Origin of the sequence: Gracilibacillus marinus (assembly GCF_042651725.1) — a bacterium.
Lineage (GTDB): Bacteria > Bacillota > Bacilli > Bacillales > Amphibacillaceae > Gracilibacillus > Gracilibacillus marinus.
The window spans coordinates 28652-51264 of sequence record NZ_JBHSDV010000006.1; the positions used below are offsets into that span (position 1 = coordinate 28652).

19 protein-coding genes and 2 pseudogenes are annotated in these 22613 nt (G+C 34.5%); 11 read left to right on the top strand and 10 right to left on the bottom strand.

Going from position 1 to position 22613, the window contains the following annotated elements; all coding sequences use genetic code 11:
• Positions 1–28 precede the first annotated feature (28 nt).
• Together ACFOZ1_RS14890 and ACFOZ1_RS14895 are read right to left on the bottom strand one after the other, a co-directional pair.
• On the bottom strand, positions 29–1684 hold the full coding sequence (locus tag ACFOZ1_RS14890) for an ABC1 kinase family protein (protein ID WP_390200545.1): 1656 nt from the start codon (positions 1682–1684) through the stop codon (positions 29–31).
• Positions 1685–1741: 57 nt separating this feature from the next.
• Positions 1742–2044, bottom strand: a complete 303-nt coding sequence (locus tag ACFOZ1_RS14895; protein WP_390200546.1) for a phasin family protein — start codon at positions 2042–2044, stop codon at positions 1742–1744.
• Positions 2045–2244: 200 nt separating this feature from the next.
• On the opposite strand from ACFOZ1_RS14895, the gene ACFOZ1_RS14900 reads away from it, so the two are divergent.
• Positions 2245–3240 carry a tetratricopeptide repeat protein gene (locus tag ACFOZ1_RS14900; RefSeq protein WP_390200547.1) on the top strand — a complete coding sequence of 332 codons (996 nt, stop codon included), beginning with the start codon at positions 2245–2247 and terminating at the stop codon, positions 3238–3240.
• Positions 3241–3336: 96 nt separating this feature from the next.
• On the opposite strand, the gene ACFOZ1_RS14905 is transcribed toward ACFOZ1_RS14900, so the two are convergent.
• Entirely contained in the window at positions 3337–3564 is a 228-nt protein-coding gene (locus ACFOZ1_RS14905; protein WP_390200548.1) for a hypothetical protein, read from the bottom strand.
• 380 nt (positions 3565–3944) lie between these two features.
• On the opposite strand from ACFOZ1_RS14905, the gene ACFOZ1_RS14910 reads away from it, so the two are divergent.
• Positions 3945–4772 (top strand): acyltransferase domain-containing protein, encoded by an 828-nt coding sequence (locus ACFOZ1_RS14910; protein WP_390200549.1) that lies wholly within the window; start codon positions 3945–3947, stop codon positions 4770–4772.
• A 269-nt stretch (positions 4773–5041) separates the two neighbouring features.
• Here the strand turns inward: ACFOZ1_RS14910 and ACFOZ1_RS14915 are convergent.
• From ACFOZ1_RS14915 to ACFOZ1_RS14925, 3 genes and pseudogenes are all read right to left on the bottom strand, one after another.
• Positions 5042–5467: pseudogene (locus tag ACFOZ1_RS14915) on the bottom strand (glycoside hydrolase family 5 protein); the annotation flags it as partial.
• A gap of 42 nt (positions 5468–5509) precedes the next feature.
• Positions 5510–6418: pseudogene (locus tag ACFOZ1_RS14920) on the bottom strand (endo-1,4-beta-xylanase); the annotation flags it as partial.
• Positions 6419–6762: 344 nt separating this feature from the next.
• A complete protein-coding gene (locus tag ACFOZ1_RS14925; protein WP_390200551.1) occupies positions 6763–10965 on the bottom strand; it encodes a LamG-like jellyroll fold domain-containing protein in 4203 nt (1400 codons plus the stop codon).
• Positions 10966–11363: 398 nt separating this feature from the next.
• On the opposite strand from ACFOZ1_RS14925, the gene ACFOZ1_RS14930 reads away from it, so the two are divergent.
• From ACFOZ1_RS14930 to ACFOZ1_RS14955, 6 genes are all read left to right on the top strand, one after another.
• On the top strand, positions 11364–11924 hold the full coding sequence (locus ACFOZ1_RS14930) for a sugar O-acetyltransferase (protein ID WP_390200553.1): 561 nt from the start codon (positions 11364–11366) through the stop codon (positions 11922–11924).
• Positions 11925–12142: 218 nt separating this feature from the next.
• A complete protein-coding gene (locus ACFOZ1_RS14935; protein ID WP_390200555.1) occupies positions 12143–13000 on the top strand; it encodes an AraC family transcriptional regulator in 858 nt (285 codons plus the stop codon).
• Between the two features lie 4 nt (positions 13001–13004).
• Positions 13005–14147 (top strand): Gfo/Idh/MocA family protein, encoded by a 1143-nt coding sequence (locus ACFOZ1_RS14940; protein WP_390200556.1) that lies wholly within the window; start codon positions 13005–13007, stop codon positions 14145–14147.
• 20 nt (positions 14148–14167) lie between these two features.
• Entirely contained in the window at positions 14168–15178 is a 1011-nt protein-coding gene (locus ACFOZ1_RS14945; protein ID WP_390200558.1) for a Gfo/Idh/MocA family protein, read from the top strand.
• Entirely contained in the window at positions 15175–16035 is an 861-nt protein-coding gene (locus tag ACFOZ1_RS14950) for a sugar phosphate isomerase/epimerase family protein (protein WP_390200559.1), read from the top strand. The genes ACFOZ1_RS14945 and ACFOZ1_RS14950 overlap by 4 nt, the downstream gene beginning before the upstream one ends.
• Before the next feature lie 62 nt (positions 16036–16097).
• On the top strand, positions 16098–17174 hold the full coding sequence (locus tag ACFOZ1_RS14955) for a Gfo/Idh/MocA family protein (RefSeq protein ID WP_390200560.1): 1077 nt from the start codon (positions 16098–16100) through the stop codon (positions 17172–17174).
• Positions 17175–17296: 122 nt separating this feature from the next.
• Here ACFOZ1_RS14955 and ACFOZ1_RS14960 read toward each other — a convergent pair whose 3' ends face one another.
• The 4 genes from ACFOZ1_RS14960 to ACFOZ1_RS14975 are packed head-to-tail and all read right to left on the bottom strand — an operon-like array spanning position 17297 to position 20168.
• The gene (locus ACFOZ1_RS14960) at positions 17297–18055 is read right to left on the bottom strand and encodes an ABC transporter permease (protein WP_390200561.1); all 759 of its coding nucleotides are present in this window, start codon (positions 18053–18055) and stop codon (positions 17297–17299) included.
• 4 nt (positions 18056–18059) lie between these two features.
• A complete protein-coding gene (locus tag ACFOZ1_RS14965) occupies positions 18060–18485 on the bottom strand; it encodes a hypothetical protein (protein ID WP_390200563.1) in 426 nt (141 codons plus the stop codon).
• An 11-nt stretch (positions 18486–18496) separates the two neighbouring features.
• On the bottom strand, positions 18497–19282 hold the full coding sequence (locus ACFOZ1_RS14970; protein ID WP_390200565.1) for a hypothetical protein: 786 nt from the start codon (positions 19280–19282) through the stop codon (positions 18497–18499).
• Entirely contained in the window at positions 19275–20168 is an 894-nt protein-coding gene (locus tag ACFOZ1_RS14975) for an ABC transporter ATP-binding protein (protein ID WP_390200566.1), read from the bottom strand. Before ACFOZ1_RS14975 ends, ACFOZ1_RS14970 begins: the two co-directional genes overlap by 8 nt.
• Before the next feature lie 343 nt (positions 20169–20511).
• Here ACFOZ1_RS14975 and ACFOZ1_RS14980 point away from each other — a divergent pair, with 343 nt between their 5' ends.
• The 3 genes from ACFOZ1_RS14980 to ACFOZ1_RS14990 all read left to right on the top strand — a co-directional run bounded on the left by ACFOZ1_RS14980 (position 20512) and on the right by ACFOZ1_RS14990 (position 22598).
• Positions 20512–21090 carry a class D sortase gene (locus ACFOZ1_RS14980; protein WP_390200568.1) on the top strand — a complete coding sequence of 193 codons (579 nt, stop codon included), beginning with the start codon at positions 20512–20514 and terminating at the stop codon, positions 21088–21090.
• A gap of 143 nt (positions 21091–21233) precedes the next feature.
• Complete coding sequence (locus tag ACFOZ1_RS14985) at positions 21234–21992, top strand: cytochrome c biogenesis CcdA family protein (protein ID WP_390200570.1); 759 nt, start codon at positions 21234–21236, stop codon at positions 21990–21992.
• 18 nt (positions 21993–22010) lie between these two features.
• Entirely contained in the window at positions 22011–22598 is a 588-nt protein-coding gene (locus ACFOZ1_RS14990) for a redoxin domain-containing protein (protein ID WP_390200572.1), read from the top strand.
• The last annotated feature ends 15 nt before the right edge of the window (positions 22599–22613 follow it).

Here is a 22613-nt window from a genome sequence, read left to right on the forward strand (position 1 = left end):
ATCAATATTCAAACAGGGTAGCTTTGACTTAAAAGCGCCCAGATCTAAATATCGAGTACATCATCCATGCAAATAGTAACATTGCAATGACAAAGCCTATTTCAATTGCAGGTATATTCCACAGTAAAGAAGTTTGTCTTCCAAGTGCAGAACCGATGATTAAACCGACCATAATTAGACTAAAAGAAAGTAATACAATACTAAAAGAAATACGATTGCTGACACGATCTAGCTTTGTAAAAAAAGAATCTGCTGCTGGTATCGATATTTCGATTGGTACTTTTCTTTTTTTTACAATAGAGGATAATTCTTGAATTAATTCTGGCATATCATGAAGCACATCACCATAATCATCTAACTGATCAAAAATATTCTCCGCTATATGCTTTGGATGATATCGATTACGAATAAGTTCTCTTCCAAAAGGTTCTGCTGCTTTCATGACACTCAAATTAGCGTGAAGTGGTTCGATGACACCTTCCACCGTCAATAACGCTTTTCCTACTAAGGTTAAGTCTGTTGGAATAAGGATGTCATGTTCATGTGCAATAGAGAATAAATCCGTCACAGATTCACCTAAGCTCACTTCACTTAACTCAACACCGTAGTATTTAATCATGAATTGCTCAATATCGCCATGTAGTTCATGTTCGTTAACACCTTCTGGTACGACACCCATTTTCTTTATTGACTTAATAATTGCTTCTGGCTTTTGTCTAATCATCGCAACAATAAGAGAAGCAAAATGTGTTTGCATTTCAGATGATAGCCTTCCTACCATTCCAAAATCTAATAATGCGAGTTTTTCTCCAGGCAGGGCAAGTAAATTTCCCATGTGCGGATCCGCGTGGAAAAAGCCATCTTCAAATATTTGCGAAAGGATTGCATTACTAAAGCGTTCTGCAATGATTTCTTTATCATAACCTCGCTCATCTAGCTCATTACTATTATTTATTTTTATGCCGTCGATATGCTCCATTGTTAACACTTTTTTAGAGGTATAATTCCAGTATATTTTTGGAACAATCAGATGCTTGTTCTCTTTAAATTGTTTAGCCATGATATCCGCATTTCTACCTTCATTCACGAAATCTAACTCATTTAGAATTGCCTTTTGAAATTCTTCCACAACATTTTTTAGCTGGTATTTTTTTAAACTTTTTAAACGATATGATGCTCGATCTGTTAATTCATGTAGGATTTCTAAATCTGTTTGAATTTGCTTTCTAATATTTGGACGTTGAATTTTCACCGCAACTTTTTCGCCACTATATAGAACTGCTTCATGCACTTGTCCAATCGATGCCACACCTATTGGTTCAGGATTAAACGATTGAAACAATTCTTCTATAGGTGCTCCTAATTCTTGTTCTAACATAGCTTCTACTTCTGAATAGGAAAACGGAGCAAGCTGATCTTGAAGGAGCTCTAATTCCTTTATCACATCTTTTGGAAAAACATCAGGACGCATGCTTGCCATTTGTCCCATCTTTATAAAAGTAGGACCGAGTTCTTCTAGGATGAATCGAATTCTTTCTCCTAATGTTTTCTGATTTTTATGTTGTTCTTTATTCATTAAGATTCTTTTTGGTAATGGAAAAAGCTGATCAAGTCCTAATTCCTTTACTACATACCCAAAGCCATTTCTAGAGAAAGCTACTGCTATTTCACGGTATCGCTGCATATGCCTCATTCTTGCTCTTAAAATGAAAATCCCCCCTTAATCATCCTATTATATTTTTTATCTATCACTTTTTACTTGTTTTTCTAAATAGTCTAAACGCTGTTCAATCGCCCTTAAGTCATCTTTTGTCACTACATCTAATTCCTCCAATTTCTTCTTTAATTTCTGATTAATTTTTTGATCGATTTGGCTTTGACTTTCTTCTCCTTTTTTTCTGATTTCACTGAAAAGATCATCAGATTCTTCCTTGTTTAACTCTCCTTTTTTCATTAATTCGTCTATCACTTTTTCTGTATGTTCTTTACTCGCTGTGGCAAGACCTAATCCTAATATGATTCCTTTTTTAATAGTATCCTTCATTTCCTTTTGCCTCCTCATTATTTCTGTATTCGAATAATTTGGTTTGTTAATTTCTTTTACCCTGAAACAATTAAATAAAAACTATTAGGTTATAGGTCAAAAATTCAAAGTGAAAAGTGTTAATTAGTCAAAGTAGGAGGATATGATTTATAATAATTATGAAATAATCTATATACTAGATAATAGAAAGGTGTTTTTTAGTGGGTGTACAACAAGAATTATCTAAGAATGGTTATACGATAGCTGCTGAATTATTTGGAAATCTTCATACAAGTAATCATTTTATAGAAGAACTTTCTGTGATTTTAAAAGAATGTGGATCATCCCAAACTAAACTTCCTGATGATGTTCGTATTTTACATACACAGTTGGTGCACGTAACGGCCTTTCAGGAGAATTATAAAACTATCCTGTTACGCGATTTAGAAACGATATTGTCTGAAATCATGAACCCAACAGATGATTCAGTGGAAATTGTTATGGATGAAAAAGAAGAAGAGGAAATGATCTCATTGTATCAACAAGCTGTAAAAGGCGATGCAGACATGCAACTAGAACTTTGTCATTTTTATAAGTCAATAGACCGTGATGATTGGGCATTTGATTGGTTCAAAGTAGCGGCTGAGGCAGGTAGTGCGGATGCGCTATATTGGCTAGGTAATGCATACTTTGTCGGGAAAGTTGTGGAACATAATTTAGAAAAAACGTATTTTTGTTACAAAGAAGCTGCGGAAATGGGGCATGGGGATGCTTTGAACAACTATGCGGATATGTACTTGCGTGGGGAGTATGTCGAGAAAAATGAAGAAAGAGCGCTAGAACTATTCAAGATATCTGCAGATAAAGGTGTACCAGAAGCAATGTACACACTTGGCTATATGTATGAAAATGGTGTGGGGACAGAAGTAGATATGGAAGAATCTAAGCGATGGTTTAAAGAATCCGCCCTTCATGGAGATGTGTTTGCAGCAAATCGATTAGGTCATGAAGCGGTGGAAGAAGATAGAGGGGATGAAGCGATATATTGGTACCAAATGGCTGCAGATAGAGGAGATTTATATGGAGAGTATAACCTTGGACTTTGTTATGAGAATGGGATTGGAACATCAGTCAATTTGAAAAAAGCGAAGTTGTGGTACCAAAAAGCTGCTTTAAAAGGTGATGTTCAGGCAAAAGAGCGATTGAGAGAGTTGTAAAATGCAATACATTGACTTTAAAGAATGGTTTAATCTTAATTAAATTAAAATTCGACAGGTGGTATTAGCCACCTGTTGATAATATAATGTATAAACTTAATTTTTATTAACCCTTAGGAGTTGAGATTTAATTTTGTGAATTTCTTCATCATGTCTAAATATCATCTGTTTGAGATACTCAAAATCATTCTTTGTTGCTTTATTGCTTGATTTTTCGGTAATTTCTGCATGAAATTCACTTATTTTAGTTGTTTGTTCCTGAATTGCATCTAGTCGTTGATTTGTTTTTGTCTGTTCATCCTTTATTACTTTGATTTCATCCAAAACCTGCAATAAAAAGTTTATCCGACATCGTATAGCATCTCCTTAAAATGATATTTTTAATTCTAGCATAATGAGTTGATAATGATACACAGGATGGAAAGATAGTACATACAAAATATTCTATTTAGTAGGAAGCTAAGAAGTTTTCTGAGGCTAATCTAAGGATGAAATTTTTTCTCCTCCTTTTCATAGTAATGATGATTTAAGGCGAATGTGTGTTCTTATTTAAAGATAATATAATTTATATATAAAAGCAAGTATTAAGCTGAATATATAATGATGAAAGAAATCATAAATATCTAGTTTTGAACTTTACTAGAATAAGATATACTTATAAACGAATATGACGGGCAATTATTAATTATTGGACGGTGTAAAAAATGACATTAGAAGAAATATGTGAAAGTATTTGTTTGCAAAGCCAAATGAAAAGAAAAGTTCTGAACCATGAAAAAGAAATAGATGAAAAAACTCTAGAACCTTGGTATATTGAGATGTACAATCCAGTACTCAGGGATAAAGCAGTGAAACAAATAGCCGGAGTCCTAGGAGAAGACCCTGAGGGAAGTAAAATGCTCACTGTGATGTTATTGCGTACAATAGAATCGTACAAGGAATATCAAAAAAGAGGAATTAGTAACACCATTTTTAAGGATACAATGAAGTTTTGTACTAGATTTATTGAGGAACACTATGAAATTCATGGAAGTTATGCATTTGTGTGGGGATGGTGGTTTCCACGACAAATTGCTCTTCAAGAATTCAGAATTGGTGCGCTTGAATATGAAATGATTGAACAAGAAGGAAAGAAGTTAATCAATATACATATCCCAGCTGATGCAGACATGGATATTAAGAGCTTGCAACAGTCATATGTGGAAGCAAGAAGCTTTTTCTCTGAATTTTTTCCTGAATATGAGCAATCTGATATGGTATGTGACTCTTGGTTACTTTCTCCTACGCTTAGAAACTTGCTTCCAGAAAACTCCAATATAGTTATATTTCAAGAGGCATTTGACATTACTAAGGTGAAACAAGAAGGAGACAGTGGTATTAGATGGGTATATGGAAGGACAGATATTCCTGTGCATGAATTACCTGAGCATACATCATTACAGAAAAGGATCAAAACTCTCCTATTAGAGGGAGGGAATGTTGGTGAAGCATATGGGAGACTAAAAAGTAATCCTTGGGAGCAATACTATTAATACTGTTAATTTTTTAAAAGGAAAGTATCTGGGTCACCATTTCATATTCATTAATTGTATGTTATTGAAATTAATAGAATAATAAGATGTTAAAGTGATAGGGATGTACAAACAATCATGTATCATGTCATTTCTCCTATACAATTAAACTCTAGACCCAGACTCTTTCCAATAAATTAAATATTAAAAAATCTTGATTCCAGTATTTCTGTCATACTGTTACATTCATCATCTTTTACATTGGAAGGAACAAAAAACTGAGTATACGTTTAATTCCAGAGATATACATTGTCAACATACACAGATGTTACACCTGAAGAGTTAGCTCCATCGATAAATTGTATACCATATTCTCGAATATCTGATTTGTTAACTCCTGATAAATCTAATGTTAAGTTAATTTCTTCACCTGCACTAATGGTTTGCCATTCGCTTGCTTTCCAATTGTAGTTCGGGCCGTGTTTGACAAATAATTTGACCCCAAGACCATTTCCATAATTACCCCAAACAGCCCCTTTCACAGTTGCTTTTAACTCATTTGCTGCGAAGGAGAAATTGCCTGTTTTTGATAAATAATGTGCGGTTCCACTAGACATGCTAATATCACCTTGTAAAGAACGTAAATCTTTAGCACTCCATGCATCTGTTGACCATGGTCCAGCATGTAAGTTTGTCCCAAACCAACCGTCTAGGCCTGATTCGAAATTGGCATATGCACTAGTACCAGAACTAGGAGGAGAGTTAAAATATTGCTTAAGCCATTGAAGAGCAGGACGTTCTACACCTGAACTAGTAATTAAATGTGTATTTTCAGCCCAAGTTTCTCCTTCTTTGTATCCCCATAATGTAATACCTTTTACAGCTGGATGTTCCCAAAGAACTGGGAATTTTTCTTGATATCTTGCTAGTTGGGTTTGATCGTCACCACTCATATCCAATTCAGATACATATATAGGAACTCCCGTAGCAGCAAGCATATCTAATACTTGGTTCATCGTACTAACACTTACATTATTCATATTAAAATGATGTGATTGAATCCCAATACCATCAATTAAATTGCGTTCTTTCAATAAATTTATTATCTCAACATATTGCATAGCGGCATTTGGATTACTAATGATACCATACTCATTTAAATGTAATTCTGCATTTGGAAATGCGTTTCGAGCTTGTTCAAAAGACCATATAATCCAATCCCAACCTGTTACACCATCTCCACCTATAGCATTCTTGTATGAAGGAGGTGCATGTAATGGTTCGTTCACTACATCAATATAGTCTGAGTTTCCATATCTTTGTGCAGATGCTTGAATCCATTCTATTACTTCAGCTCGTTGCTCTGAAGCTGGTAGATTACTAATCCAACTTGGTTCTTGACTACCCCATACTAATGTGTGAAATTTAAATTCATAACCATTGTTTTTGGCGAAATTGTAACTTATATCTGCATTTGTCCAGTTCATACTATCTCTAGTCGATTCTACACTACCCCATTTGGTTGAGTTCTCAGGTGTGACTTGATTCCAATATGTTCCAAAGTCAGACGGTACATAATGACTGATTATATTTCCGAGGAATTTTTCGTCTGTGATCCCTGCTGAGACCTTATTATTTTGGGAAAACGCTAAAGCAAAGCATACCATAAGTACAACAAGAGTCATTCTACTTAATTTTCTCATTCTCCAAAACCTCCTATTAAATTTTTTAAATTCACACCTAAACAGTAAAACGCTTACATAATTATGGTCCCAAAGTACCAACCCCTTCCATTTGGTTCTTCCAAAGAATAGCACAGATTAAGAATAAATTTACATAATTTTCTATAGTATTAACTGTAAAAAGTATAGTAATTTGTTAAATAATGCAATTTATCTTTTCAATTCTTAAAAAAGTAAAGATAAAAACACGCTCCGTTGTAAGACTTCCTACAATGAAGCGTGTGTATGCATACATATTCAATATGAACATGTAACAATCAATTTACCTATTAATTTCTTCGTTTTCTTTGAAAGAGCATCATCGCACCTGCAGCAAAAATAAACAGTATACCAACTAAAATAAGATTATACGTATTTGTTGCTGTTTCTGGTAATGTTTGATTCTCTTCATCATCACTGTCTGTACTATTTACATCCGTTGTACTTTCATTCTCTTTGTCAGAATCAGTTTCTTCATTAGTAGCATCATCATCAGTTTGAATGGAATCTGTATTCGTCCCATCACCAGAACCTGCCTCTTCGTCTGTATCATTATTCTCATCAGAATCTGGTACATTTGGAGTATCAGTACCTGTCCCTGATTCTGAATCATTAAGTACTTCAACAATTCCGTATGTGCTGAAGTGATTCACACGAACGATGACTACTCCTGATTCCGTTACTTCTAATATTTCGGCATTATGATCCGTAACTTCTGTACCTTCATTATTGAAGTAAACAACCTTTAGATTACCGATGTCCTCGACTTGTTCTAGATCAATAGTAAAGTATAAATCCATGTAATTATCACTAAAGTCAATACTATTCCCATTTTCGTCTGTTAGTGAGAAACGAATGAGCTGACTTAAGAGCTTTTCTTTATCAGCATTCACACTAGTCGCTAAAGTTTCGGTAACATTGTCCATTTTGAAACGAATAATGGATGAGTCAACTTGACTGAATAGTGCCGCTGGAATTCTTACACGTACATTGTTATCTGTTACTTCAACTTGATCTGTTTCTTCCAATTGAGCAAATATATCTGTTTTTAATTCAAACACATTTGCAGGTGTCTTCACAACATATATTTTCTCACCATTTGGCCCTGATTTTACTGTGAAATCTGTCTCAATGTCTTCAATAATAACCTCTTCTTCTGGTGTATCATCAGGATTTGTTGGTTGGTCGATTAATGGCAGTGTCTTCGTATAATAATCTTTCACATCCTCTGCTGATAATACATGTGTGTCGTAAATTATGAGATCGTCCACATACCCTTTATAAGGGACATCCCAGAAATTGACACCTAAACTAAATACTGCTTCATCATTTATAAACACATTAGGGAAGTTCTCACCACTGAAAGCAAGTTCACCATTCACATAGATATGAAGAGCACCATTATCCACAGTGTAAGTAATGTGTGACCATTTATTTAAGTCAATCATAAAGTCAAGATTTGCATCATACCAGCTTTCACCAGACCATAATTTCGTTACACCACCACCGTGTGAACCACCAGGTAAAAAGCTTGTCCAGCTTGTACCTGATTGAGCACCAAAGAAAGTTGTGGTGAAATCAAGTAATTCTTCAGGCTTTAGCCAAAAGGAGACACTGTATTCATGACCGGTAATGAGACCTTTACCTAAATGAACTCCTGATTCACCATCAAGATAAATAGAGTGGTCGATACCAGATTGATTAAACTCGACATTTCTACCCGTATTATCTATTCGATCACCAGTAACTGTTGCACTTGGGTGGTTACTCGTTGCATCACTTAAATCTTTGTCAAAAGTAAAATGTGCACTTACTTTTTCTTGTTCCTGTTCTTTGATTTCAGGAATTGTCCCTTCATATAAATCACTTACATCTTCACTTGAAAGTGTGTGAGCTTGATAGATCACTAATTCATCGAAGTATCCTTTAAAAGCAGAATCGAACGGATTGACACCTAATGCGACTGTTAAGTCAGCCCCATTAATGACTTCATTAAAATTACTTGCTGTAGCTACGCGTTCGCCGTTTAGATAGAGTCTAAGTCGTCCATATTCATTTGTCATCACAACATGCTGCCATTCTCCAACAGTCGCTTCTATACCTGTAATACCGTCGAAATACTTTTCATTAGGATTCATTATTCTAGACCATAATAAGATTTCGTTATTCCATCCTTTTGGATTTACTGTGAACCAATTGTTTTCATCTTGCATAACAAATAAAGATGGAGTGAATTGTTGTAATTCTTCTGGATTAAACCAGAAACCAATTGAAAAATGATTTTCTTTCAAAATGTCTTTTGGAAGTAAAGCACCCGAAGCTCCATCTAAATAGAGTGCTTCACCAAATCGACCTTCTTCAAATAATAAGTTTCCTTCACCAATTTTATTAGGCTTATCACCAACTAGAGTCGCATCTTCAAATTGTCCTGTATCATCTGATAGATTGCCATCAAAACGATAGTGTGCACGAAGTTCTGGCTTTTGATATGGCGTAACTGTTACATCAAAACTTTTTGTTATAGTTGTTTCATTTAAAGTAAAAGTAGCGGTTAATGTAACAACTTCTGCAGATGCACCTACTTCTGGTCTTGTTACAATACCTGTTGCACTAATAACGTCAGGATTAGAAGAGGTCCAATTAATGCTCGTTCCCTTTGTTCCCTTTGTCGGTAAAGTTAAATTTGCATAAGTAGATGTAGGTAAATTCACTTCATCTGCTACCATTTGGATAATTTCTTCATCCGAAGAAGCTTTCATAGGATGTTGTACACCCCAGATAGAAATACCTTGATCAGAAAGTGCAGTGAATGTCATTAACCACATTTGACTTACTTCATCCCACATTTCAACAAAGACACCATCATATGTCTCGTTGTTGACCGTGAGTGTAGCGTAGTAGCCATCATGTTCCCATGTTCCATTAACGGCACCTGATATGGTTCCGTCCTGATTTAAGTTGATTAATTCAGATTCTACAATATCTACAGAATTATTTTTGCCGTGGTTAATATATTTATAGGATCCTATTATGGCATCATCTGTAATGGATGCATCTAATGTTTCGCCTGCATAACGGAGTGGTGCCATAATGCGCCACCCATCTTGATTTGTAAACATTTGATGCACTCTTAATTCATGAACTTCGCCACGATTTGGGAATCTTGTATGGAACACATTAAATTGTTGATTTGTTTCTTTATCTGTATAAATGGAGTTATGACCTGGTGATACATATCCATAGCCTTCTCCAGTACCAGGATCACCTGGTTCACGTTTAAACAAAAAGTTTCCAGCTAATTTGTTTCCGTATGATGCATTGGATTCATTTCCGGGTAAGACAGCTGGATTCCCAGCGCGATCCAAGTATGGACCATCTGGACTCTCAGAACGGAATTGTCTCATATGATAGGCACCATCTGCGCCTAACCAACCATATGTCACATACAGATAGTAGTAGCCATCTTCTGGATTGTATTCGACATATGGGCCTTCCCCAGACTTCGTATACCCTCCTGATATTTTCGTACCAAAGTAGCGATCAATCAATCGACCATCTTCTGTTTTACCATCTTGACCTGGATAAATTACACGTCCAGTTTCCTTATCTACTTCTAGAATAAAAATTCCGCCAGACCATGAACCATAAGTCATCCACAGTTTGCCATTTTCGTCATAAAAAAGATTGGCATCAATTGCATTAGTAAAAGTGGAATTGTTATAATCCTCACTATTATTGAACCAACCTGAACGTATATCTTCTAACACACCATCATCAATTAATTGTTTGATATTGGTGTTCTCCCAATGCTTATTCACAGTGCTATCCTGATCATAAGCTTCTTTATTCGTAAAACCAGAATAGATAAGTGTATCTACATGTTCATATGGCCCTTCAATCTCTTTTGCTGCAGCAAAGCCAATGACTGAGCGAATATAAGTAGAGGATGCACTATAATAAATCAGATATGCACCAGTTGTTCCATCTTCCCATTTGTAATCAGGATTAAAGAAGATTTCTGGTGCCCAAACAGCATAACCATCTTTGCTGTCAGAGTCATCTTCTCCAGCCCACTCAAATGCTTCAGACAAGTTTGCCGATAGGTCTCCATATAGTGCATTACCAGGTGTAGTATACCCATTAGTGAATGTTTCCCAATGGATTAAATCATCTGATTTTGCTGCATCAATATGTGTACCAAAAGCATAGAACTTCCCATCAGCAGCAATAATAGACGGGTCGTGTACGCTTACATTAGTTAATGCAGGCACTTCTGGTTTCTCTGGTAAGCTAGGAATTGAATTATTTACAATCGTTTCATTAGATATAGCTTGATTCTGTTCTTGATTTACTTTTTCAGTAACAGGTGTTTCCGTAGCTTCACTAGTTGCTTCTATTTGTTGGGATTCGTCAGTTGTATTAGCAAAAACGGAAAGGGGTGTTGTAGGTAATAACAATAGCAAAATTAAAAATATGGATAGATAGCGTTTCAAATCATGTAACCTCCCATTTTTAGTATTATCCGTATGAATTATTAAACGCTTACAAAAAGAACCACCTTTCTGGCATATAAGTATCATCTTAACCAATTATTGTAAGCGAATACAATTTAATATATACGGACAATATTCGATAATAATTATAATATTAAAAATAGGTAAGTACAACATTTTTTTATTTAAAAATGTTTCTTATATATTTATACTTTTATTTACTCATCTTGTACGTACAAAATTGAATTATGTTGGGATTGTTTGTTTCCAATGTGTACCGTGTTGTATGATTAGATAATATACGTAATGATCGATGAACTTAATGTAGAAGTAAGAACGATAAGAAACATACAAAGTTCTAAGATCATTTGTGAAAATCAAAAACGAGGTGCTAGTCTATGAGAACAGAAAAAGAAATTATGCTAGCAGGTGAGATGTATAATCCTGCTGATCCTGAATTAATGAAAGATAGAGAGGAAGCGAGAAGAAAGGTTAGAATATACAACGCTACGACAGAAACAGAAGTAGACAAACGTATAGAACTTTTAAAGGATTTGCTAGGTTCAACTGGAGAGAATCTCTACATGGAACCAAACATTCGCTTCGATTATGGATATAATACACATGTTGGAGAGAACTTTTTTGCAAATTTTGATTGTACGATACTAGATGTTTGCGAAGTACGATTTGGTGATAACTGTATGCTTGCACCAGGGGTACAAATTTATACAGCGACACATCCACTTCATCCAACAGAACGCAATTCAGGCAGAGAATATGCAAAGCCAATCAAATTTGGTAATAATGTATGGATTGGTGGTAGTGCTATTATCAATCCAGGAGTAAACGTAGGGGATAATGTTGTGATTGCATCAGGTGCTGTTGTGACAAAAGATGTACCGGATAATGTCGTAGTAGGTGGGAATCCAGCGAAAATCATAAAAGAAATTGAGATATAAGATTTTAATAGATGTGAAAAATGAGAGAGCAAAAATGCAACTGTAGTTTTTGCTCTCTAATTTGTAAGAATTATTTTTAAAATTTTAAAACAGTACATATAAGATTTATTATTAGTTCACTATCAGTAAAGAAAATACATAAAATGAACAATTAGAGTTATTTTATTATCTAAGCATTTACAATACAATTAAACAAGAAAGAAAAAGGTGAGGATAATATGAATTCACAATTTTTAATCTCATACAGACTAGAAGGACAATATCAAGAATTTAAAGCACACTCACATCAAGAGTATGAAATATATTTATTTCATAAAGGCACTTGTCGCTACTTAATTAGTAATCAGATTTATGATTTATCGCCTGGAGATATATTAATCATGGATGGGCTAGCATTACACAAACCGAATCTACCAAAAGATAGTGAGTATGTAAGAAGTCATATACATTTCTCTCCAACAACTATTCGCCCGATTTTAGATGTGATGGGTGCAACGAATCTTTTAGACATTTTTGATCACATTCATCATTGTTTAATACGGTCTGAGCATGAACAAGACATCAAGCAAGTAGAACAAATCATCAAACAAATGAATGAGATAATCAATCATGCAACACTTTCTACTCTTGAAAAAGAGTGGGAGCTAAAAACATTATTAATTCAGGTGTTGATTATTATCAATAGGTTAAGTCAACCATCATCCCAAAAAACATCTAAAGCAAAATTTTCTAAAATGCAACATGCAGAGAATATAGCAACATATATTCAAAAAAATTATCATAATAAGATTTCAATTGATAGTATCTCCGCTGAATTGAATATTAGTAAATCGTATGTATCACGTGTATTTAAAGAAATGACTGGCTATACGATTATGGAATATGTCATGGCGACAAGACTGCAACAAGTCAAATTCTTGCTCGAAATCGAAGAAGATAAAACATTACAACAATTATCTGATGAATGCGGATTTGAAAGCGCTTCTCATTTTAGCCGATTTTTTAAAGAACATGTAGGCATAACAGCAAAAGAATATCAGCGGAGGCGACTTGAAATATATAAAAGGAGTGAATAAGAAAATGAATAAAGTAAGATTAGGAATTATTGGGTTAGGCCAACAAGGTGGCGCATATGCGAATTTTATAAAAGAAGGTCAGATACGTAATATGGAAATTGGTGCGATTTGTGATATAGATCCAGATAAAAAGAAGCGTGTAGAAGATGCATTTCCAAACGTTCCATTTTATTCTGATTATATCGAAATGATTGAAAGCGGTAACATAGACGCGATTGTGACATGCGTACCACATTATTTACATCCTGAAATGGGTATCGAAGCATTGAAACGTAATGTACACGCATTACTAGAGAAACCAGCAGGTGTTTATACAAAGCAAGTGAAAGAAATCAACGAATTTGCATCGACAAAACCAAATCTAACCTATGCAATTATGTTCAACCAACGTACAAATAAGCTTTACAAGAAGGTTAAGGAAATGATTGAAAATAACGAGATTGGAAAAATCAGAAGAACGAATTGGATTATTACAACATGGTGGCGTCCACAAGGATATTATGATGCAGGTTCTTGGCGTGCGACATGGGATGGTGAAGGTGGAGGAGTACTCGTAAACCAAGCCCCACACCAAATCGATTTATTACAATGGATCTGTGGTATGCCAAAAAAGGTGTATACGAAAGCGCAATATGGTTATCAGCGTACTATACCAGTGGAAGATGACGTGACGACAATACTCGATTATGGCAATGGCGCAACTGGTGTTTTTGTAACATGTACGCACGATATTATGGGGACAGATCGATTAGAAATCCATGGGGACAAAGGTAAAATCATAGTAGATGATAGCAAGAGAGTAACGATCAAACGACTCCACACACCTGAAGCGGAAATGAGTAGCAAGATGGATATGTCTGATGTCATGAAATTATTCCAAGGTGCTGGCCCTGAGTCTATCTATAAAGAGGAAGTATTAGAATTTGAAAGTGTGTGGGGTGGACAACACGTAGCGGTGCTTGAGAATTTTGCTGCGAACATTATAGATGGTACGCCACTTATTGCACCTGGATCTGATGGTATTAACGGTGTAGAACTTGCAAATGCCATGCATCTATCTAGTTGGCTAAATGAAGAAGTGACACTACCAATCGATGAAGACAAGTATTTAGAGGAATTAAATAAACGTAGAGCGGAAGAAAAATAAACAGGTAAGGATGTGAGATGGTGTTAAAAATTGCAGTAATCGGTTTAGGAGATATATCCAATATCCATATTCCAGCAATACGTAATAGTAAGTACGCACAATTAGTAGCAGTTTGTGATCATGATCCGAAGTGTGCCGATAAAGTGAATGACATTCCATTTTATACCGATTATCTTCATATGTTAAATGAAGTAAATCTTGATTGTGTACACATATGCTTACCACATCATCTACACTATTCTGTCACAAAAGCAGTTGTAGAACGAGGCATTCATGTCATATTAGAAAAACCTCTGGCACATACAATCGAAGATAGTCGTGCAATGGTGGAACTCGAGGAAAAATACCCGAATGTAAAAATTTGCGTATCCTTACAAAATCGACTTAATCAAACAGTAGAAACGTTACAACAATATATCAATCAAGGTCAATATGGAGAATTAATTGGTTTGAAAGGGATTGTAACATGGCATCGACCAAAAGCTTACTATGATGTGAAACCGTGGCGCGGTCAGATGAAAACAGCTGGTGGAGGTGTCATGATTAATCAATCGATTCACACACTTGATTTATTACAGCTATTTGGAGGAGAGATAGATTCTATAAGAGGATCAATTGATTGTTTATTGGACTATGGTTATGACGTGGAAGATACTGCGACAGCACATATTCAATACAAAAATGGTGCGACAGGCTTATTTTTTGCAACAATATCGAATGCTCAGAATTCTTCCGTCGAATTTCAAATTGTATACGAGAAGGCAAAATTTACGATTAAAGATAGCCAATTAACGATTGCTACTGAAAATGGGGCGAAGAGTAAAATTACAGAAGATGAAAAACTCACAGGATCTAAATTTTACTATGGTGCAAGTCATCAAAAATTAATCCATACATTTTATCAAGAAATATGGAATGATGGAACGAATTACATCCATGTAAGAGATACACATACTTCTATGCAAATGATTGAACTGATCCGAAAATCTTCTGAATGTAAACAAACATTAAAAATGGAGGTCTTGGCATGACAAAAGGTACAATTGGTGTACAAATGATGATGTTAAAGAACAAGGTGGAAGAAATCGGAGCATATGAAACTATGAAAGAAATTCATGAATTAGGATTTCGCTCTGTTGAAGTATCACAAATTCCGATGACAGAAGAAAATGTACAAGCAATGAAACGAGCGAGTGATGCATTTAATTTAGACATTACAGCTATTTCAGCACCACTTGAACCAATGATGCCAGGAATGACGCAAGAAAATTTAATAAATGATTACGAAAAAATTGTTCAAGATTGCAAAACATTAGATTGTGAATTCATCAGAATTGGTATGCTTCCTCTAACACTAATGGGAGATAAGGATAAAATATTAGATTTTATTAATCATGCAGAGGAAATCGCGATTAAATTAGCGAGTGAAGGTATTAAATTATATTATCATACACATCATATTGAGTTTCAGCGTTTTGATGGGAAATACTTGTTAGATATGATGAAAGAAAACACAAAGGAATTAGGCTTTGAATTAGATATTCATTGGATGCAACGTGCTGGGGTCAATCCAGTCGATTTCATTAAAGAATATAAAGGTCGTGTAGCATTAATACATTTGAAAGATTATCGAATTGGTGAATTGAAGGTGACAGAGGAAGACTTTAAAGAGAATGGTCAATTTTTTAAAAAATTTATGAACCTTATTGAATTTGCTGAAGTGGGGGAAGGTAATTTGAACATTCCAGCAATTATGGATGCCAGTCTAGAGGCTGGGGCAAAGTATTTCTTCATTGAACAAGATGATACGTATGGACGTGATCCATTTGACTGCTTAGAAATATCAGCAACAAATCTAAGAAGAATGGGCTATTCGGATTGGTTTTAAATCCTATATTACAATGAAAATCATGACAAGAGCTTAAAAAAAAGATGAGGGAGTGAAATTGTATGAGTAAAGCGGATGGAATGAACTATGCACCAAAAGGGAAACCGAAACCTGTAGTTAAGAAAGGCGAATTTATTTTTGCGGCTGTAGCATTAGATCATGGTCATATTTATGGACAATGTAATGGGTTAGTCGAAGCAGGCGCAACATTAAAATGGGTCTATGATCCAGATCAAAGCAAGGTGGATAGCTTTATCGAACAATTTCCACAAGCTAAACGAGCGGAATCACTAGAACAAATTTTAGCAGATGAAGAAGTTGCGCTTGTAGCTGCAGCTGCTATACCAAGCATGCGTAGTGCTTTAGGAAATAAAGTGTTACATTCAGGTAAGGATTATTTTACTGATAAAACCCCTTTTACCACATTAGCTCAGTTAGAGGAAACGAAAAAGGTAGTAGCTGAAACAAAACAAAAATACATGGTTTATTTCAGTGAACGTCTACATGTAGAAAGTGCTGTTTTTGCAGGGGAATTAATAAAAGAAGGAGCCATTGGACGTGTGATTCAAGTAACGGGATTTGGACCACATCGATTGAACGCACCTAGTCGGCCTGAATGGTTCTTTGAAAAAGAAAAGTATGGAGGAATTCTGTGTGACATCGGAAGTCATCAAATTGAACAATTTTTGTACTATACTGGTTGTTCTGATGCAGAGATTTTGCATAGCAAAGTAGCCAACTATCATAACCCTAACTATCCTGAACTTGAGGATTATGGTGATTGTACATTATTAGGTGACAATGGCGCAACACAATACTTCCGTGTGGATTGGTTCACGCCAGATGGATTAAGCACTTGGGGAGATGGACGCACATTTATTATTGGCACGGAAGGTACGATTGAAATTCGCAAATATGTAGACTTAGCAACAGACAAAGGCGGAAATCAATTATATTTAGTCAATCAAAAAGGGGAACAACATTTTGATTTAAATGGAAAAGTAGGCTGTCCCTTCTTTGGAGAATTAATTAAAGACTGTATGAATCGAACAGAAAATGCTATGACGCAAGCACATGCATTTAAGGCTGCAGAACTTTGTTTAAAAGCACAAGAAAAAGCAGTGCATATTACCATTTGAATAAGAGAGGCTGTTTTCAGAAGAGGAAAACAGCCTCTCTTTCTATTTTTCATAACAATAATAGTTGTGGAAGTAAGCAAGAACGGAAATAACGAAATCTAGTAATCTTTTTGAAGACGACTTCAACTTGGAATAGAAGTACGTCTAATATAAATAAACCCTAGTAAACTAACAAATAACACAATACCAATGTTATAACTAGCACTCCAAAGTGTAGAAGGATAATCAAATTCGGGTACTATTAGATAACTTCCTTCAATTAGATTGGAAAAACTAGAAGCTAACAGCCCTTTTTGGTTGAATAAAATAAGATATGAAAGAGTATCTGGTTGCATATGCATATAAAATGCAGGTTCAAAGAAACTTAATAGAAATAGTGCGACAATACTAAATGCAGCGCTTTTCGTTAGTAGGGAAAGGATAAACGCACTGTAGCCCCAGAAAAAGCAAAACAAACTTACAGTAAAATACTGCATAAGCACTTGAAAGCTCAAACTATTACCTGACACACCAATGAAAAAATGGATGACAACAGCAAAAATTACGGTTAATGCAGGCAAGATAAAGCTTGCAATGAATAGAAAACTAGATTTAATCAAATATAGTTTGGTACGTGAATAAGTATTGGCTAAATATTGAAACGTATTCCATGAATATTCTTGATAACTTAAGAAAGCACCCATTACTATCATTGGTAGCGCACCGAATATAGTAAGAGATAATAGAAAAACAGAGCTTATGTATGTTGATATGTGCAAATCCTTGTAAGGAAATGGATCGAATAGAATATAGATCATAAATGCAAAAGACAATAGAAGTGTTATTGTTAAAGTTCTATTTTTTACTATCTTTTTTGTTTCTGCAAGTATCCAATAACTCATACTACTAGTTCCTTTCGTTTATACTAAAGAAATAATGATGATCTCCGCTTTCCATTTTGACTACAATGGTACCTTTCTCAGTTGTAGCAGAAAATGAATATTCCTCACTTGTTCCTATCTTTTTTGCAAAAATCTCTTTTCCGTGAGAATCTGTAATAACCAACTCTACATCACTTGGAACATCTTGCTTAAACACAATCGTATTTTCTTCTTCAAGAAGTGTTGGAAAGCTTACATTCTTTTTCTTAATCAAATTCCCCTCAATGGTAATATCTCTCACTAATTCTGTGGATCCATCCATATACGTTATATTTGTTTGTAATCCATCAGATGAGATTGCTTTGTCTTGAAACAGATTTGTATTAGATAAGACAATAAAAATAATTAAAATAATCGCAATTCCTACTAAATACCATGTATATTTTTTCAATGATTTATCTCCTATGCATTAAAATTTCTTCTAGATACCATAATAGTAGTTATAAAACAAAACAATATGATGAGTGCAAAAATGATGAAGAGACTTGTTTCATATGTCAGTCGATGAACAATCTGAATTTGTATTTGCGGATCATTAGACAAGTTATGAAAAGAGTGATAGACAATAGATGAAGTATAGCTTTCTATTGTTAATGGATGCAAGAATGGAGTGTACCGTACCATTTGTCCGAAAATAATTGGAAAAACAGTGCCAATCATAATTCCACCGTATACTCTTTTTGTTATTGTTGCTCCAAAGAAACCTAATAAACCAGATAATGATAGTATGATATAACAACTGAATACTTGTTTGATTAGTAGATTATAATCAACATTTTGTAATTTAATTCGATTCAACATGATACTTTCAACTACACCTAGAATTACAGTAAAACATATAAAGGTAAGTATAATAATAAATAGTGTAATCATCTTTACGATTGTAGATTTTAATCGTCCATTTGTGCCAATAGTGTATACATTTGTATTAAACACATAATCAATTCCACCGATATATGCACCAACTATTGATATAGGTATAAACCCAACGAGCGACAATAATAGCAAATTAAATGAACTCATATATTCGATAGTTAATAAATCTGGTGTAAAAAAACCTGAATGGATGTTGATTGCTTTTTGGTAATATAGCATCACAAAAAATAGAAAACATATAAGAGTAACAATTATAACTCCAGGTGATTTTTGGATTTTCTTTACTTCAGCTTTTAATTGTTTTCTAAGCACCCTTTTCACCACCAGTAAATTGATGGAAACGATCTACAAGTGTTTTTCTCTTTAAATTATATGCTATTGGATAGATTCCATTTGAATTTAGAATCTGTAAATAATACATATATTCGTGATGCAATACGATATGAAGGTCGGTATTTTCTTGTATGTACGTGCTATTTGTAGTATCTAATAATTGTATTGCGAGCGAGAGATCTTCTTTTTTGAGCTCCAATGTAATCAGATCATTGTTATGGATATCTACTTTACCAGTATCTACAACATTTCCTTTATGTAAAATGAAATAATCTGTTAAGATATCCTCCATTTGTTCAATAGAATGGCTCGATAATAATATTGTTTTTCCTTGCGCTTTACATTCTGAAACCATTTTCTTTAACCACATAACACCATCTAAATCAAGTCCATTTGTTGGTTCATCTAAAATAAGGAGATCTCTCTCACTTGTTAATATGGTCATAGCTACCTGCAATCTCCTTTTCATACCTAGAGAAAAATCTTTTGCCTTCTTTCTAGTATTGTCAATGGAGACAGTATCTAATATATGATTGATTTGTTTTCGATTAGGAGAATGACCATTTTGCAAAAGACTAATCTCTAAATTCTCTTTTGCGCTAAGATGTGGATATAATGCAATATTTTCAGACAAAAAGCCAATTCGTTTATCCCCACCAACAGGTTCTTTACCAAATACTTCGATACTCCCTGCTGATGGAAAAGTTAAACCTGTGATGATTTTATTTAGTGTGGTTTTCCCAGCGCCATTCTTCCCTAACAGACCAACAACTTGGCCTGCTTCTATTTCTATATTCACTTCCTTTAGAGCTTTATTTTTCTTGTATTCTTTACACAACAAGTTTGATTGAATGATAGTTGACATGTTTTACCTCTTTTTTTAATAATGAGTAATATTATACATATATTACCACATAAATATATGACTCCATAGAGGGAGATAGACCTATTTTATAGCTATGAAAATTAGTAATTATAGATGTATTGAAGTTATCATTGAAAACTCGAACTATCAGAGAATACAAGATTTAAAGAATCAAACAGAAATAAAGTCAACACTGATTTTCAAGCCCAACAAGGTTTCTCTCTTTGATATCCTTCAACATTTACATTTCTGCTTATGTTGTTATTTTCATCAAATTTTCACATAACTTTTGTAAGCTAACTAAGGTATGTGAGAGATATTAGAGATTGTAGAGGAGATTTGGATGTTAAAAAAGTTATCATATCTGTTCATTCTTGTTGGCGTTGTATTCCTTACATATGGAGGGTATCAATTTTATTATTCTAGTGTGATGGAGAGTAAGCGGTTGGAAGAAATAAGCAAAGAGGTTTCAGATGAAGTAATAACAACAATAGATGATGTTACGATATTTAATTACGATGCAATTAGAGAAGGGGATAGCATTGGTATCTTTTACATTCCTCGACTTGATAGAGAAATACCTATCATCGAGGGAACAGATGAAGAAGAATTAGCTCAAGGTGTAGGGCATTATACTGGGACCGGTTTTCCAGGTGAAAATAAACAAATAGTATTGTCTGGTCATCGAGATACTGTATTTCGGCAATTTGGAGAACTAGAAGATGGTGATGAATTTCATGTGAAAATGCCACATGGCACATTTATTTATGAAATTCGCAATCACAAAATTGTTGCAGCAGATGACACAACGGTTATTGACTATAATCGACAAGATGAAGTATTGACGGTATCCACTTGTTATCCATTTTCTTATATTGGAGATGCACCAGATCGCTATGTGATCTTTGCTTATCCAAAATAGAAAATTTGATATACGTGTAAAAGCACTTATAGAAGGAGGTGCTTTTCACATACATATGATTAAGGATATCAACAAACTTCATTACATAAGAATCCATGTTGTTTTGTTTGAAAAAATTAACATTTAGGAAAGGAAGATGTCAAATGGGTTTAATTGAAGCTGATACAATACTTTTGATGGGAGTAATAACTGCAATTGGAGCAGGTGCGCTATCTTTCTTGTCACCATGTGTGTTGCCTATATTCCCAGCTTATATGTCATATATAACTGGAATCAGTATAAAGGAACTTCAAGACAACAAAAGCAATAAAATAATTCGTCAATTGTTTATACATGCTTTCTTTTTTTTGCTTGCGATTTCGCTAGTATTTATCAGTTTAGGAGCAAGTGCATCCTTTATGGGACAATGGGTTCAACAACTATTAATTGGAGATTCGGGTTTATTTATTCAGCGGATTGCAGGTATTTTTATTATTGTGATGGGATTATTTATTGGTGGTTGGATACATATTCCGTTTCTTATGAAAGAACGTCGATTTCATTACTCTAAGAAGCCTGCTGGTTATTTAGGCACATTCTTAGTAGGGCTCGGATTTGCTGCAGGTTGGACACCATGTATTGGACCAATTTTTGGCTCTATTTTGTTATTAGCGGCTATTGATCCAGCACAAGGAATATTTTATACAGTTATGTATGTTGTAGGATTCGCCTTGCCATTTCTATTATTAACATTTTTTATCGGAAAAACAAGATGGATTACACGTTATAGTGGCGTAATAATGCGAGTTGGAGCTGTGTTGATGATACTTATGGGACTTGTATTATTTTTTGGATGGATGCCGAGTATATCTGGCTTTTTGTTGGATCTTATTCAAGATACTTGGTTGTCAAGATTAGGATAAAAAGGAGCTGTTTTTTCAATGAAAAGGTCGATTTTAATTTTAGTTGTCTTTGGCATGTTTGGCTGGGCAGTGATAGAATTCTTAAATTCAGATGATGAATCAAAAGAACAAGCAGGAGAGAAAGTAGAGAAACAAGAAATAAATACAGAAATAGTACAAGAAGAATCGGAGGAAGGTATTGCTACGGGTTTGGAAGTAGGTGATATGGCACCAGACTTTCAACTTCAGACATTAAGTGGAGAAGAGGCACGTCTATCAGACTATCGAGGTAGTCGAGTGATGATTAATTTCTGGGCAACATGGTGTCCGCCATGTAGAGCAGAAATGCCTGATATGGAAAAATTCTATCAAGATAAAGATGTCGTTATTCTAGCAATTAACCTAGTAGATACGGAGAATAGTCTTCAGAATGTAAAAGATTTTTCAGAAGAGTATAACTTAACATTTCCTATTTTACTTGATACAGATATGGAAGTCTCTACACTTTATGCGGTTCGTCCATTACCAACATCCTATATGATTGATTCTAATGGACGTATAAACAATATAGCCTTTGGTGCATTAAACTATGATTTAATGATTCAAGAGTATGAGAGAATGGATTGATTGAATTCTATAGTA

Bases quoted from the DNA above. Each gene is read 5' to 3' on its own strand.
- ACFOZ1_RS14935 (WP_390200555.1), top strand. From the start codon at position 12,143: ATGAATTCACAATTTTTAATCTCATACAGACTAGAAGGACAATATCAA.
- ACFOZ1_RS14930 (WP_390200553.1), top strand. From the start codon at position 11,364: ATGAGAACAGAAAAAGAAATTATGCTAGCAGGTGAGATGTATAATCCT.
- ACFOZ1_RS14980 (WP_390200568.1), top strand. From the start codon at position 20,512: ATGTTAAAAAAGTTATCATATCTGTTCATTCTTGTTGGCGTTGTATTC.
- ACFOZ1_RS14910 (WP_390200549.1), top strand. From the start codon at position 3,945: ATGACATTAGAAGAAATATGTGAAAGTATTTGTTTGCAAAGCCAAATG.
- ACFOZ1_RS14940 (WP_390200556.1), top strand. From the start codon at position 13,005: ATGAATAAAGTAAGATTAGGAATTATTGGGTTAGGCCAACAAGGTGGC.
- ACFOZ1_RS14960 (WP_390200561.1), bottom strand. From the start codon at position 18,055: ATGAGTTATTGGATACTTGCAGAAACAAAAAAGATAGTAAAAAATAGA.
- ACFOZ1_RS14955 (WP_390200560.1), top strand. From the start codon at position 16,098: ATGAGTAAAGCGGATGGAATGAACTATGCACCAAAAGGGAAACCGAAA.
- ACFOZ1_RS14990 (WP_390200572.1), top strand. From the start codon at position 22,011: ATGAAAAGGTCGATTTTAATTTTAGTTGTCTTTGGCATGTTTGGCTGG.
- ACFOZ1_RS14890 (WP_390200545.1), bottom strand. From the start codon at position 1,684: ATGCAGCGATACCGTGAAATAGCAGTAGCTTTCTCTAGAAATGGCTTT.
- ACFOZ1_RS14950 (WP_390200559.1), top strand. From the start codon at position 15,175: ATGACAAAAGGTACAATTGGTGTACAAATGATGATGTTAAAGAACAAG.
- ACFOZ1_RS14985 (WP_390200570.1), top strand. From the start codon at position 21,234: ATGGGTTTAATTGAAGCTGATACAATACTTTTGATGGGAGTAATAACT.
- ACFOZ1_RS14975 (WP_390200566.1), bottom strand. From the start codon at position 20,168: ATGTCAACTATCATTCAATCAAACTTGTTGTGTAAAGAATACAAGAAA.
- ACFOZ1_RS14895 (WP_390200546.1), bottom strand. From the start codon at position 2,044: ATGAAGGATACTATTAAAAAAGGAATCATATTAGGATTAGGTCTTGCC.